This window comes from Persicobacter diffluens (genome assembly GCF_036244895.1).
GTDB classification, from domain to species: domain Bacteria; phylum Bacteroidota; class Bacteroidia; order Cytophagales; family Cyclobacteriaceae; genus Persicobacter; species Persicobacter diffluens.
The window spans coordinates 382,732-397,024 of sequence record NZ_BQKE01000004.1 but is presented as its reverse complement, the minus strand read 5'-3'; the positions used below and the strand labels follow the sequence as shown (position 1 = coordinate 397,024).

Here is a 14,293-nt window from a genome sequence, read left to right as displayed (position 1 = left end):
AACAATAGCGATGCCATTTTCTCAAAATTATCGGGTATCGTTTCTGCCATTCTTCAAATTTTCGCTGCGCATTTTGGTTCTAAAACACGCTCTGGACCAGTGCTGCTACACCATCCATTGTGCGTCCATTCTCACCGTTTCTCCGCTATCAATCGCTTTTTCAGTCAACAAAGTCCAGATGCTGGCATGATAGGCTTCCCTGAGCATCCAGTCCGGAGCGGCTTTGGCTTTAATAAAATCCACAAAACCCAGCAGCAATTCCTGCGTCCCATCCCCTTCTTGCCCCTTATAGATCGGCTCTTTCTTCCCTTCTATTTCGGTTTCCGGATCCCAGCTGGGGCCACCAATGGCATTTCCCATTTTCAGATTATCCTTAATGGCTTCCGACATCGCCTTCAGGGGCGCCGGATCATTTACCGTTTTATTGGGGCTGTCCCACTGAATGGTGTTGGTCTCCAATCGCAGACTGGCCAGGTCGGTGATCAAGTGTTCCTCCACCCCGTAATTTCGGTTCATATTCATGGAATCGTAGATCAGCTGGTTACCATTAGGGTAGGTAAAAACCGCGGCAAAATTATCCGCTACTTCACGGCCATCCTGCCAAAACTGAATACCACCCGAAGCCTGGACCGAAACCGGAGCAGATTGGAAGGCCCAGTTCGCCACTTGCAACTGATGCGACATTAATTCTGACAGTAATCCGGCCGAGTACTCTTTGTACAATCTCCAGTTCAATTGCCTTTCCAGTTCAGGAGAATCTGCCGGCACCTTTTTCCGCCAATCCTTATTGCGGTGCCAGTAAGCCCGCACCTGTCCCAAAGGCCCAAACTCCCCCTGATGGAGGCGCTCCATGGCATTCAGGTATTTTTGGTTAAACAATCGCTGATGCCCGATCAATAAGACACTACCGGAATTTTGCTGTGCATCATACATGGCCCTGACCTCCTCAATAGTCCGGCCCATCGCCTTCTCACAAAAAACGTGTATCCCTTGCTGCAGGCAATCAATAGTGATATGGGCATGCTGATATAAAGGAGTCGCCACAATCACCCCATCCACCGGACAGTCCCGGATAAGACTTTTATAGTCCGTAAAAGTTTTAGGATTTTTCTTATAACGCCCACAAAGGGATTTTGCCAATTCCAGATGGGGACTATAGGTATCACAGACCGCCACCACCTCAAAAGTATGATGGCGCTTGTTCAGATAAAATAGGTGCTCCATCAGATACCTTCCCCGACTTCCTGTCCCGATAATTGCCAGGCGAACGGCTTTTCCGTCCGCTACTATATCATTGCAGGAAGATAAGGCAGAGGCTCCCAATGCAAGCCCCATTCCGGCCAGGGCCGAATTTTTCAAAAACTTTCTTCTTGTCTCTTTCATATTAAAAAATATTCATAGGGAATTATGTTAAATGAACAACAGGAAAATCAGCACCAGTTTGACTACCCTTCATTTTATGTTTTGCCCTATAAAGTCCTTCCAAAGCAAAATGCTTTTTCAACTCCCCTTCCATTCCGGGCTCCAAATAAAGCGTGGTGGAAATGGCTTCCAAAGCCAAAGGGCAATCCCCAACAACAGCCACCCCATGATTGCAGGGCAAATTCCCCAGCTTATCCCGAATATGAGCCGACTGCCCGTGCATCCCGCTGACCGACAAAAACTGATTAGTCAACCTCAGTTGCTGATCAAAACCACATTCGGGGCTTAACTGCAGCGTCCATGCTACGCCATCCGGCCGGTGCCCTCGGGCGTAAATCGAACTCTCCCCAAAACTTATAAAAGCATTTTCAATCTGAAACTGATCCAGTATTTCCGGCAATTGTTTCAGAAAAAGCCCTTTTCCCATGCCCCCAAAATCAACTCTTACCTCTTCGGTCAAAAACTGAATGGTATGTGCTGTTTCCTCCATGGCCACCAGGCTATCCACCGCACGTTCCGCATGCTGATTCACCAGATGAAAAACATCGAAAAAGCCGGAGGTCTTCTCCCGGAAATCCACCGCGAAACTGAGCGCTTCCCATAAATCTTCACTTAAGGAAAAAGGCATCCGAAAAGCCCCGGAATTCATTTTATAAGTCTCTGCTTCGGGATCAAAACGGCTCAAAACCTGTTCCCAATGCCATAAGGCCGCCTGGATACGGCTGATACAAGCCTGGAGAAGATATTCAGTGTCACCACACAAAATCATCTCCAGGCGAGTATTCATCCCTCGAAGCTGCTCATACTGAAAAGCCTGCGGTTGCTCCATCTTTAAACCTTTATTTCCCAACCTTTTTCATACTTCCGCTTCCATAATTTTTTGGCACGCTTACAGCCCACCACGCGGCCGCTTTGGGGTTCAATTTTCAGGTTTTCCTGCAGGTCCTGGGCAATATTTCCTAAATGACATAATTGGGTGGAGATGGCCGCATCCGCAATTGGCGCGGTAAGTTCATCGCCTTTCAAAATGGCATCCGCAAAATTCCGCATATGAGCGGTGGTTAAGCCATCAAATCCCTGAAGATCCGCGGTATCATTGGCCGAGTACTGTCCCTTTTCCCATTCGGTTTTGATCACATTTCCTTTCAGGTCCAGTAAATCATATTTGGCCCGATTCAAATAAATCGACCCCTCCGTTCCGTGAATCACCACGCCCCGGCCACCAAGACCTTTGTAACCGTTACAACTTCTGCCTTCCCAGCTGATAGTTTTACCACCCTCATACTCAAAACTGGTAGTCTGGGTATCAAAAAATTCCCAATCATCTCCTTTGAAATGATTACGCCCGCCGGTAGATACTACACGATTAGGATAATTCACGCCCAGCATCCAGCGGCAAACATCAATTTCATGGGTGCCATTGTTGTGAATTTCTCCGGTGCCCCAACTCCTAAACCAGTGCCAGTTATAAGGATGGATATTATCCCGATAATCCTCTCTTGGCGCAGGCCCCTGCCATAAATCCCAATCCAGCGTAGCTGGTGGCGCCATCTTTTTCCCATTGCCAATAGACTTTCGGGTATTGGCATAAAAAGCCCGACCAGCATATACTTCACCAATCACCCCCTCCTGAATATCGCGGTAAGCCAGCGTAGAGGATAGGGCCGAACGTTGCTGATTCCCCATTTGGCAAACTTTATTATACTTTTGCTGCGCCTCAATCAACAACTCGGTTTCCCGGGCATTATGACTGCAGGGCTTTTCCACATACACATGCTTTCCTGCCTGCATGGCCATGATGCTCATAGGGGCATGCCAATGCTCCGGAGTAGAAATTACCACCGCATCTACCTCTTTGTCCTCTAAGATTTTACGAAAGTCTTTTTCCGCCTTCGGGGTATATCCAATTTTCTCTTTAGAAAAAGTTTTAAATTTCTCTAAACGATTACTATCCACATCACTAATATAGGAAACCACCATAGGCTTGGATAAATGCACTGCCTGTACCAGTCCATGTGCCCGTCCTCCACAACCAATTATGGCGGTGTTGATCCGGTCATTGGCCCCCACAATATTAGCGAAAGTATTTACGCCTGAAAGCACACTAATACCTGCAGCACTTACTGCAGATTTCTTCAAAAAATTTCTTCTGGAACTCATCTATTTTCAGATAAAAATAAAAAACGATACAAAAATTATAGGGCAATCTCTAAGGGCTTAATTTTAATATTCTTAAAATGCACTTCATCCCCATGGTCCTGCAAAAGAATTAATCCTTCCTCCGCTTCCCCAAAGCCCGGCCATTTTTTATACTTGCTATAGGCCACAAGCGCTTTCCACATTTGCGTATTCCGCTCGTATTCTACCACCGTACAGCCATTGAGCACATGCCGTACCTTATTGCCTCTTACTTCAATACGGGCCCGGTTCCATTGAGAAGGATGGACATACTTTTGAGGTTTCAGGCCATTCACAAACAGGCGGGAGTCAGCCGTAATCAGATCATAGAGCGAACCCACCGTTCGGTTTCCGTTCACGCCTTTTTTGGCATCGGGATGTTGCTTATCATCCAGAATCTGGAATTCACAGCCAATAGCAGAACCCTTTCCTTTATTCAACTCTGTATCCACAAAATATTTTATACCACTGTTGGCGCCCTCGGTAAATTTAAAGTCCAATTCCAGTATAAAATTCTTAAACGGACGGGTGGTTACAATATCTCCCCCATGTGCGGACTCCGCTCCTCCGGAAGATAATACCGTCAATACGCCATCCTCAATTTTCCATCCTTTCTCCGGAAAATCATCCCGCTTTGCACCACGCCAGCCGTTAGTCGTTTTGCCATCCCACAATAATTCCCAGCCTTCCTGCTGTTCTTCTGCCGTTAATTCATTTTTTAAATAGCTGACCATTGGCGCTTTTACTCCTGAAAAATCCGGTGCCTGATCCAACTCCACGATGGTAATATTTCTCCAACGGTTTTCCATGCCCTCTTTATTCTTCCCACAACCATGTACCTGAAGGGCAATAATGCCGGACTCCGTGTCTTCTTCCAACAAATTGGCCACATTTACCCCGTTCAGCCAGCTAACGATCCTATTTTCATAAGCCACCACTTTCACCTTATTCCATTGCCCTTTGCGAACCGCCGATTTTGCTTCCGGATGATACTCCAGCGGATATCGCCAGCCCCGACGAGATTGATCATAAATCCCCGCGGACCAGGCCCGATCTGAATCTTCGGCTTCCACCTGCATACCATATACCACCCCCTTTTCATTGACCTGACTCCGAATCTGAACCCCGGAATTAAGCCCTTCCCCTAACAGGTATTCATATTCCAAAATAAAATTGGTATAGCTTTTTTTAGTAGCCAAAAAAGTACTTTGTCTACCGGCTTTTGACACGCCCACAATCTCCCCATTTTCCACTTTAAAGGAAGCTCCACCTTCCAGTGTTTCCCAACCTTTGAGGTTTTTACCATTAAATAATTTCTTTTTCTGATCTTTAGCCACCACTAAAGTACTCACCAAAAAGAAGAGGATTAAAAAATTTAGCTTTCTCATAATATGCTTATTTGTTGAGCACAAAGTAGAAATACAAGCCGGGCGACAACACCTGCTTTTGCGCCAAATATGCGTGATTTTGTTTCATTCGGGAGAAAGTGAGCGATCAAAGCCCACTTTTATTAAAGCACCCCTAAGGAAGTGGAAAACAGCAGCTGTAGGCTGGATTAGAATAAATAGATTTGAAACAAGGGGTAAATACAGGAAATCACAGGGGTGAAAAAATAAACGTGTTAAATTAATTATAACTCAAGCGAACAGGAGGATAAATAGGTTTCAAATTTTAGCTCCTGATTGGAATATCGACTATTTTAGGTATAATTTTTTAAAGCCTGCTGATTTCGAATTGATCAGCTTTGTATAGCAGGAAATTACCACACATTAAAGTCAGGGATAAACCATGAGTTTTTGGAAAAATATTTTTGGAAATAAGAATGCTTCAGAAAGCAATAGTAATCAGCATAAAACCGGACAGGAAGCTGATTTGAAAAAAGTTATTGAAATATTAAGTAAATATAAGAGAACGGCCTATTTACCTCAGATTAAGAAAACTAAGCATGAGTTTTCTACGGCAAGTAAAATTGGAGGATTGCCGTATTTGAGAAATGGGCATGATTGGCCGGTCTGTCCCAATTGTAAAAAGAATTTGCAATTATTTCTTCAATTGAACCTAAATGAATTACCGGAAAGAAAGGATAAAGGTTTAATCCAACTCTTTTATTGTACAACAGATGAGCCTAACTGCGAATCAAATTTAGAAGCATTTTTCCCATTCTCTAAAGCCGTATGTTGTAGAAAAATAGATATTGCTGGAGAATCAATTCAAATAAAACCTGACATACAGGAAATTTTTAATGAAAAAGTAATTGTAGGTTGGAATCCTGTGGATGACTATCCGCATTTTGAAGAATATGAACAGTTAGGAATTGAAATTGATGATGATATTTATGAGTTAATGGAGGAGAAAGAGATCGGATTGCCAATAGAAAAGGATAAACTATTTGGCTGGCCATATTGGGTTCAATCCGTTGAATATCCCTTTGACCGAAAAACTGAAACTCAAATGGAATTATTGTTTCAGCTTGATTCTGAAGACAATTTACCTTATATGTTTGGAGATGCAGGCATTGGACATTTAACACAAAGTCCGGATAATAAAGAAGAATTAGGATTTGGTTGGGCTTGCTCCTAAGCTGGAAATTAAGATGTGGTGACAATGAATAAATTTCACAACCGAGATAGTGGAAAACTGAAGGCTTTCAGCCCGCATCTAAATTGTGACGGTTTGATGCAAACGTTTCACCCATTCCGCTAAGAAATTTATACGCACCGGAAAGCATCAAAAAAAAAGGCCAAAACTGTTTTCGCTTCTCTAATTCAAGCTTCAATTTTCAGGCATCATTTTTTTAATTTTATTTTGATACCAAAGTCGATCCTTTTTACCCTTTTATTCACCATCCCTCAATTGCTGTGGGCTAATGAGGTGAAATTTGACCATCTGGATGTTAAAGAGGGACTTTCTCAAAAGAATGTCTTTTGTATGAAATTTGATAGTCGAGGACTACTATGGGTAGGTACGCTAAATGGGCTCAACAGATTCGACGGGGAAGAATTTACCAACTACAAACCGGATATTCAGAATCCTCATAGCCTCAGTGGTAACAATTGCAAGGCGCTGGCCCCTGGGCCGGAGGGTGATATGTGGGCAATTACTGCTACTGGTGGACTGAACCATTTCGTAGCGGCACATCAAAAGTTTGATCAGGTGCCTGATAGTCTTTTTTCCACTAAGTTGGCCGCAGGCGTAAAAGACATGGTAATGAAAGGTGACTGGCTGTGGATGCTTCATTATAATAGAATTTTGGCTTATCACACCAAGCGACATCAATACCATGAAATCCGGCTAAAAACAAGTTTGTTAGGAATTCTACATAATTCAGATTTAGGGATAACGCTTTTCGGGACCTCAGGAATTTTTAGGGCAAAACTGGAGGGCGATAAAATCGTGCTTCACAAATCCTATAATCAACCCATTTATGGTTTATGTAATGGGGAAGATCAAATTATCGGCTTGGGAGAAAATAGCATTCTAATATTTAATAAATCTGGGAATCAGGTCCTATTTGAAAGCTCAGAATTAAGCGCTTCAGCTAAGCGTATGGAAGCAATTCCGATGACTTTTAGCAAAGATGACCTTTGGCTTGGCATGAATGGATTTCCCCTGCGCATAAAAAACCTTAAAAAAAAGCCGGAAATCCAATATTTAGTAAATGATCCATCCTCTTCCAATTCATTTCAGGGCAAAAGTATCAATGTGATAAGGGCAGATAAAGCGGGCAATATTTGGATGGGTACCGCCAAGAATGGAATTAATTTCTTTGGAAGACGGAAGAATAAATTTCAACATATTGATTGGAATGAAGGAGGAAAAACCAATAACCATATTGTGCGCGCCATTTGCCGTCGGTCATCAGGTCAGCTATGGCTGGGCTTTGATAATTCCGGTATTGGAATTATTCACGAAGATGGCCGGCAGGAAAAACTAAACGAACGGATAAACAAAAAGGGCGAAAAAGTCCCATTAGGAGGGATAAGGGAACTATTTGAAGACCAAAACGGCCGGTTATGGATTACGGGTATTTTTGGCTTGGGATATTATAATGAGCACTTGAAACAGGTAGAAAGCATAGGATTACACCACCGGTGGGACTGGCCCGGTTGGAGTTATGCCATCACTCCTTACGATAAGGATCATCTATTAATTTCCAGAAAAGGAGAAATAGCTGTAATCAGCCTTGAGGGCGATTTGGTAGAGGTATTGGAGATAAAGAACCAAATGGCTATCCGGGATATGGAGGTAGATAATGAGGGAAATATCTGGATTGCCTTCGACAATAATGGAATAGGACTAATAGAAAGCGAAACAAAAAAATTTACTTCCCTTAACAGTGAATCCATCGGACTGAGCAATAACAAAATTTACGATCTAGAGATACAAGGGGAGTTTCTCTGGATTGGGACTAATATAGGCTTAAATAAATTCAGCCTGAAAAACAGACAGGTCATTGCGCAATACTTTGAAAAGGATGGTCTTTCGAATGACCTCATTTATGGTATTGTCTCAGATAACAAAGGCCATTTGTGGATGAGTTCAAATCGGGGAATCACCAAATTTAATCCCGGTAGCAATACCTTCTCCAGCTATTTGAATTACCGTTATTTTATGGATGATGCCTATGGGTCGGATGCTGAAGGGTATCTGTATTTTGGTGGCTATGAGGGCGTGGTAAAATTCAGAGCGGAAGATATTACAAGCTCCGAATCCTTGCCAAAAGTCCATTTTCAAAATTTCAAAATATTCAATCAGGAGATTTCCCCCTCCCCGGATGGAATTTTACAAACAGACATCGATTTACTTCAGGAAATTCAGCTGAAGTACAACCAAAACACCTTTTCACTTGCCCTATACTCTAGTCCATTTGATTATCCAATCCGCAAAAAATTCAGAGTTCAGCTAAAAAATTGGGAGCAGGATTGGACTACATTCAGTGGAAAAAATACCGTTCATTACACCCAACTCCATCCGGGCCAATACGCACTACAGGTGGAATACCTCAGTCCGGAAGGAAAATGGCTGCTAATAAAAGAGATAAACATCAATATACAGCCCCCGTTTTGGCAAATGTGGTGGTTTCAATCAGGATTAGTATTGTCTCTTATCCTTTTAATATTGATTTTCATTCAATATCGATTACGTCAGGTAAAGTACGCCAATGAGCAGCTCCAGGATTTGGTGGAACAAAAAACCAAACACCTGAAAGAAAAAAATAATGAAATTCAGCAAATTTCGAAGGAGCTCCATGAAGCGGATCAGGAAAAATTGCAGTTATTCACCTACATTTCCCATGAATTCAGAACTCCGCTAACGGTCATATTAGGTTACCTGGAAAAATATCCCAAACAAAACTCCCGAAAAGTGCAGCAAATAATTAAAAATAATACGCTTCGACTTTTAAGATTAATCGACCAGCTCATGGATGTTCGCAAACAAGATTTGCAATTACATGAATTATATATTGATGAAATTGATTTACAGCATTTTTTAGAAGGCCTGGTGGATGAATTCAAAGTGTTGGCTTCCAAAAAACAGATTAAAGTCTACCTCATCTGTCCCCGGAAAATAAACCTTTGGACCGATATTGATAAAATGGATAAAATCATTTCGAATCTCCTGTCTAATGCCATAAAATACTCCCCGGAACTTCACAACATTTATTTGACAGTCAAGGAAGAGCAGGGATTCATTCATATTGATGTGGAAGATCAGGGAGTGGGCATTGCCCCGGAAAATAGACAGCAAATCTTCCACCCCTTCTTCAGAAGTACAGTAAAGGAAAAGCTCAAAAAGGAAGGATATGGCATCGGGCTTGCGCTGGCCAAGGAATTAAGTTTGCTCCTTCAGGCCGAACTTTCCCTGCTAAAAAGCGGAGAAACAGGAAGTACCTTCCGCCTATCCTTAAAGGAGGGAAATGGTCATTTTAAGCCCACTGATTTTAAAAGCAAAAAGCAACCTTTTCCTCATCCGAAGGAAATAGAAAAGGGGAATATGCTGCTGCAACCCTCCGCCAAAGAATTTACCCTTCTAATACTGGAGGATCAGGAGGATTTATTAGAATTTTTAGTAGAAGCCTTATCCTCAAAGTATCATTTATTGACCGCTGAAAATGGTTTACAAGGTTTAGAAATTATGCAAAAAGAGCAGCCCGATTTAATCCTAACTGACTTAATGATGCCCCGAATGGATGGTTTACAATTTTGTCAAAAAATTAAAGAAGATCCGATCTATAGACATATTCCAATGATTATGCTTACCGCAAAAAACGCTAAACCCTCCTTTCTACAGGCCATGGAATTAGGCATTGATGATTTCATTACCAAACCCTTCGACCTGGATATCCTTTCAGGAAAAATAAACCAATTACTCCACCGACAACAAAACTTAAAACAGCAGGTGCTCACACAATCCACCCATTCGAATATAAATTTTCATCATCTTTCTAAAAAAGAGCTTGAGTTCTGGCGGAAGCTTAATCAAATTATGGAAACACAACTGGCAGATCCTAAACTTAATATGGAGGCCATCAGTGAACAACTGTGCATGAGTAGGTCTACCTTTTATCGGAAATTTAAAAGCATCACAGGAGAAAATGCCGCCCACTACTTCCGAAAAATGAGACTCCAACGTGCCGCGGTGCTAATAGGTGAAGGGGAACATAAAATAAATGAAATCAGCACAATGGTGGGTTTTGAAAGCCCGGAACAATTCCGAATTAAGTTTAAGGAATATTTTGGAGTGAAGCCATCGGAATATCATTAATGCTATATGCAGGCCTCCATATTATCCATAACCTAAATACAGACGGTCTATCTGAAAACACCTATCTGTCATATCCTGAAATACGTTGCCACCATTTCAACGTAATAATACCACCCAAATAATTGTACTATTTGAATAATACTAGAGTAGAACCTCTCGGCGGGTCATTTTGATAGCTCATCCATGAAGCAGGTAGCATTTGCTATTTGCTTGGCATGAACTCCCCCTTAAAACGTTTCTTCCTTCTTTTCTCAAAAGGTTTATTACTTTCCCTATTCAAGAGTTTTAATTGATAGTAATTCTTCCATAATTTTTTTATTGGCCCACTCACCTGATGGGCTTCATCCGGTGTTAACATGTTGATAATTGGATGAGGCCTGTTGAAATTGTAAACCTCTATAGCATCTCTTGTCCAGGCTAATACCTCCTCAAAACCCATAAATCGAGCACCCAAGTCCAATTCGTCCTTTAACCCGGATTATTCATGCTTAAGTCCTCGTTTAGCTGTAAGGCGGAAAAAATGAAGGAATAGTTTCCTATTTCGAGTTTTTTCCAACGAAACAGATGAATGAGGAGAAAGCAAGCTAGCCCAAATTTGGGCTATTACAAACCAAAGAAAATTAATTATAATAAACTAAAAATAAGCCACTTGAACTTAGTTAATTAATTTAGCGGTGAATAATTCGGGTTAATATGCCATTCACGCGCTCGGCAGCAGCATTTTGATAAGGATCATAACTTTCCGTCATACTTATGCTGACACCGGCATTTCTTAAATCCTGTACGTATTGATTACTAAAGTATAAAACCCCGCGATCTGAATAATGAATAAGAGGTAAATTCTTATTTTTTCGCTGGTTAAGCGCAATTTTCAAGGCTTTCCTGCTTTCTCACGCAGAATTTCCATAATCAGATATTTCAATGCTTTAGGATCATCAGGCCATTCACTTTTTTCATCTTAGGTCGAATTTTATACTTTTTCTGGGTTAACTCCTCATACGACCAATACCAGCGTCGAAAGTTTCGTTCAATAATTTCTCATTTAAGCTTCTTGGTTACTCTAACTTCCCTTTTCTTAATATTCTACAAATCAAAAGTTTAGTACATGATGAAGACTCATTTAAGCTTATTTCAATAATTAATTTATTTTTTCTGTTAATTACGGAAGGAACGGCATATAATACCTCACTAAAGAACGCATAAAAGCTTTTTCTACATAAGTTGAGGATTAAAATATGACGGTAAATAGTTGTTTACGAGCTCATTCAAATGGTTTACAAAACTGTAGCTCAAAAAAGTTGGTAGGAGATGACTAAATCATGAAATTTAAGCATCTAGAAAATCAATTTAATGAAATAAAAGTAATTTCAATTATGACCATGAAGAAAATACTATTATTGGTAATGGGGACTATGCTTCTCCTTACACAAGGATTGGCTCAAAAAAAAATGGTTAATAAAACAGATGTCAGCTTATTTTATAAAAAAGATAAAATTCAAATTAAGGAAGTAATTAGCCCAACCGGAGATCTTTACCAAAAGCTAGGTCATCATGGCCCTGCTATTGAAAATGAATATATGGCTATCCGGTTATATTTTAGCCAAAAAACTGCCATTGATATTTATTCCAAATCCAAAAAAGGGCTGGAACTGGCTAGGACGAAATGGTATCCAACAGAAGAACAACAGCAAAAAGGTTGGGGAGCGGACTATTATAAGGTAGGCAATACAGTCGGTTTAGGAGGTGTCAAGCTTTGGGATGAGGGGCAATTGGTAGATTTAAATCCAGTAGATATGAGAATTGCTCGAGTAAAAAAGGAAATTCATTCCTCTTATATGGAAATGATATCTGAGGGTGTCCCCTATCAGGGCAGAAAAATCGATGTGTTAGTACGAGTTACTGTATTTTCTGGAGTAAGAAAAGCCAAAGTGGAAGCATTTGCTTTAGGTGAATTGCCCGTACAATTTGCAACAGGAATAAATTATCATAGTAAAACAAATACTCAATGTGGTGAAAATTTCATTGCTGTTTGGGGAGAGCATCCTGAAGATGTAGCGGTGGAAAAAACAGCTGTTGGAGGAGGGATTACCTTTCAACCAGCGGATTTTATGGAAAAGATTGACGATGGCAAACAAATTCTGCTCATTAGTAAAACAGGAAAGTATATGGAAGCATGGATTACCTCTGCTTGTGGTCGAGAAAAAGGAATTAGTGATTTAGAAAGTTTTATCGAAAGTTGTATAAATTCTGAGGGGAAAAAAATGTAATACACATTTACATGTGACTAGATCAGTAAAGGTGATTAATTAATGCTATTTAATATTTCTTCGTAACTTACAAAGTTATCGCTCTTAAGCGACAAAAATCAATCAGCATTATTTTTTTAGTCTTTTGATTTTTTTGTTTGAATATTTATAAATTAATAAAATACTATTTTAGCATTAACATTTTGAGTTTTAGCAACTTTTTTACAGACTATATTTAAATAATTTTGAATAATTTCAATATTTGAATCACTTTTCTATCTTAAGGTCGAATCTAGACCTCTACTATTTAGTTAACAAAGTTTCAGATATGGATAAAGAGTGTAGCCCTATTTTAAGTAATGGAGTACTGAAAATAGGGCCTCATTCATCTTTTGGGATTTTGTATTTCGCTTTTTATCTATCCAACAACAGCTTTATCAAAGATGATTAATTTTGATATGATGCATATTCTTCCTGCAATTCAAAATGAATCCCCAGCAGCCCACTTCGACCTGTTACCGGATTAAAAATTGGTATTTTTTCAACCTGCCAGTACTTGGTTTCTCCCTTAAATTCTACCCATTTCTTAGTAGTACATTTTTTCCCTAATTGGATTAATCTTTTTTCCTCTTTCTGGAATTCTTCCGCTTTCTCTCTAGTGAAAAATTCAAAATCACTTTTACCAATTAATTGATCTTTTGAAACCCCATACTCATCGGCAAATCTTTGATTAACCAATAGAAATTTCCCATCTAAATCCTTTAAATACACTTTCCCATCTACATGATCCAGGATATCTAACATGAGCGTCTGATGCTGTTCTGCCTGTACCCTTTGCTCCTTCTGCATCCGCTCCAATTGTTCTTGTGTGGCGGAAATTTCCTCTAAATTTTGACGTAACTCCTCCTCTTTTTCCTGGGTTTCCTGTAATAAAAGTGCCGTCTGCTCTGCGTAACGTACCATTTCTATGTGACTCGCCAAACTCTCACCCACCTGCCGGATAAAATCCATTTTAAAATCATCCAAAACATGAAAAGAGGCAAGTTCCAATATTCCAATCACCCGATCATGTAATAACATGGGATAAATCAATAAAGATCTTGGGGAGGCATCTCCTAATCCGGACCTAATTTTTAGATAGTCCTCCGGAATATCAGTCATAAAAATTGGCTGTTTCTCTAAATAAGCCTGCCCAATCAGTCCCTCACCAATCTCAATTTTTTGATCTAAGTACTTCTGTCGGCCAAAAGCATAAGCAGCGGACAATTTTAAAATATTTTCCCCTTCATCCCTTTCAATAATGTACAGACCACCCATGGAAGCATCCGTATGAGATATGATATTTTTTAACCATACATTAGCTGCAGTGTCAAATGAGACCCCCTGCTGTTGCCTAAGGGCCTGTTCAAAAGAAACAATGGCATCTCTCATGAGGGCACGCTGCTGGCTTTCTATCAAACTATGATGAAATGCTTTTGCAAAATCATTCATTAAAAGAGATAGTTTATCCTTTCCTTTTAATTGAATAACTTGCCTTTTTGTATTCAATACATTAAGTAATTGACAGATATCATCATATTGATTTTCTAATTTTTTCACCCAATCTCTACTATTCTCTGAAGCTATTCCAAAAAAATCGATAATTTCCCGAATCTCTAACTCAAGAGATTTATTGATATTCT

The 14,293-nt window shown here is 40.3% G+C and carries 8 protein-coding genes and 1 pseudogene; 3 read left to right on the top strand and 6 right to left on the bottom strand.

Features of this window, described 5'->3' with window-relative positions:
- Positions 1 to 105: 105 nt before the first annotated feature.
- The 4 genes from AAA970_RS23485 to AAA970_RS23470 are packed head-to-tail and all read right to left on the bottom strand — an operon-like array spanning position 106 to position 4,988.
- Complete coding sequence (locus tag AAA970_RS23485) at positions 106 to 1,383, bottom strand: Gfo/Idh/MocA family protein (RefSeq protein WP_338239332.1); 1,278 nt, start codon at positions 1,381 to 1,383, stop codon at positions 106 to 108.
- 22 nt (positions 1,384 to 1,405) lie between these two features.
- Positions 1,406 to 2,251 (bottom strand): FAD:protein FMN transferase, encoded by an 846-nt coding sequence (locus AAA970_RS23480; protein WP_338239331.1) that lies wholly within the window; start codon positions 2,249 to 2,251, stop codon positions 1,406 to 1,408.
- A gap of 2 nt (positions 2,252 to 2,253) precedes the next feature.
- Positions 2,254 to 3,582 carry a Gfo/Idh/MocA family protein gene (locus AAA970_RS23475; RefSeq protein WP_338239330.1) on the bottom strand — a complete coding sequence of 443 codons (1,329 nt, stop codon included), beginning with the start codon at positions 3,580 to 3,582 and terminating at the stop codon, positions 2,254 to 2,256.
- A 35-nt stretch (positions 3,583 to 3,617) separates the two neighbouring features.
- Positions 3,618 to 4,988, bottom strand: a complete 1,371-nt coding sequence (locus AAA970_RS23470) for a 3-keto-disaccharide hydrolase (RefSeq protein ID WP_338239329.1) — start codon at positions 4,986 to 4,988, stop codon at positions 3,618 to 3,620.
- Positions 4,989 to 5,388: 400 nt separating this feature from the next.
- Here AAA970_RS23470 and AAA970_RS23465 point away from each other — a divergent pair, with 400 nt between their 5' ends.
- Together AAA970_RS23465 and AAA970_RS23460 are read left to right on the top strand one after the other, a co-directional pair.
- Positions 5,389 to 6,180 carry a DUF1963 domain-containing protein gene (locus AAA970_RS23465; RefSeq protein WP_338239328.1) on the top strand — a complete coding sequence of 264 codons (792 nt, stop codon included), beginning with the start codon at positions 5,389 to 5,391 and terminating at the stop codon, positions 6,178 to 6,180.
- Between the two features lie 225 nt (positions 6,181 to 6,405).
- A complete protein-coding gene (locus tag AAA970_RS23460; protein ID WP_338239327.1) occupies positions 6,406 to 10,365 on the top strand; it encodes a hybrid sensor histidine kinase/response regulator transcription factor in 3,960 nt (1,319 codons plus the stop codon).
- A 689-nt stretch (positions 10,366 to 11,054) separates the two neighbouring features.
- Here AAA970_RS23460 and AAA970_RS23455 read toward each other — a convergent pair.
- Positions 11,055 to 11,243 (bottom strand): annotated as a pseudogene (locus tag AAA970_RS23455) (IS3 family transposase); the annotation flags it as partial.
- A 441-nt stretch (positions 11,244 to 11,684) separates the two neighbouring features.
- Here AAA970_RS23455 and AAA970_RS23450 point away from each other — a divergent pair.
- Entirely contained in the window at positions 11,685 to 12,632 is a 948-nt protein-coding gene (locus tag AAA970_RS23450) for a DUF4861 family protein (RefSeq protein WP_338239326.1), read from the top strand.
- A 426-nt stretch (positions 12,633 to 13,058) separates the two neighbouring features.
- On the opposite strand, the gene AAA970_RS23445 is transcribed toward AAA970_RS23450, so the two are convergent.
- The gene (locus AAA970_RS23445) at positions 13,059 to 14,102 is read right to left on the bottom strand and encodes a GAF domain-containing protein (protein ID WP_338239325.1); all 1,044 of its coding nucleotides are present in this window, start codon (positions 14,100 to 14,102) and stop codon (positions 13,059 to 13,061) included.
- Positions 14,103 to 14,293 lie beyond the last annotated feature (191 nt).

What these genes read in the sequence shown, in the direction of transcription:
- AAA970_RS23445 (WP_338239325.1), bottom strand. Translation starts at nt 14,102, where the DNA reads ATGAATGATTTTGCAAAAGCATTTCATCATAGTTTGATAGAAAGCCAG.
- AAA970_RS23465 (WP_338239328.1), top strand. Translation starts at nt 5,389, where the DNA reads ATGAGTTTTTGGAAAAATATTTTTGGAAATAAGAATGCTTCAGAAAGC.
- AAA970_RS23450 (WP_338239326.1), top strand. Translation starts at nt 11,685, where the DNA reads ATGAAATTTAAGCATCTAGAAAATCAATTTAATGAAATAAAAGTAATT.
- AAA970_RS23480 (WP_338239331.1), bottom strand. Translation starts at nt 2,251, where the DNA reads ATGGAGCAACCGCAGGCTTTTCAGTATGAGCAGCTTCGAGGGATGAAT.
- AAA970_RS23485 (WP_338239332.1), bottom strand. Translation starts at nt 1,383, where the DNA reads ATGAAAGAGACAAGAAGAAAGTTTTTGAAAAATTCGGCCCTGGCCGGA.
- AAA970_RS23470 (WP_338239329.1), bottom strand. Translation starts at nt 4,988, where the DNA reads ATGAGAAAGCTAAATTTTTTAATCCTCTTCTTTTTGGTGAGTACTTTA.
- AAA970_RS23475 (WP_338239330.1), bottom strand. Translation starts at nt 3,582, where the DNA reads ATGAGTTCCAGAAGAAATTTTTTGAAGAAATCTGCAGTAAGTGCTGCA.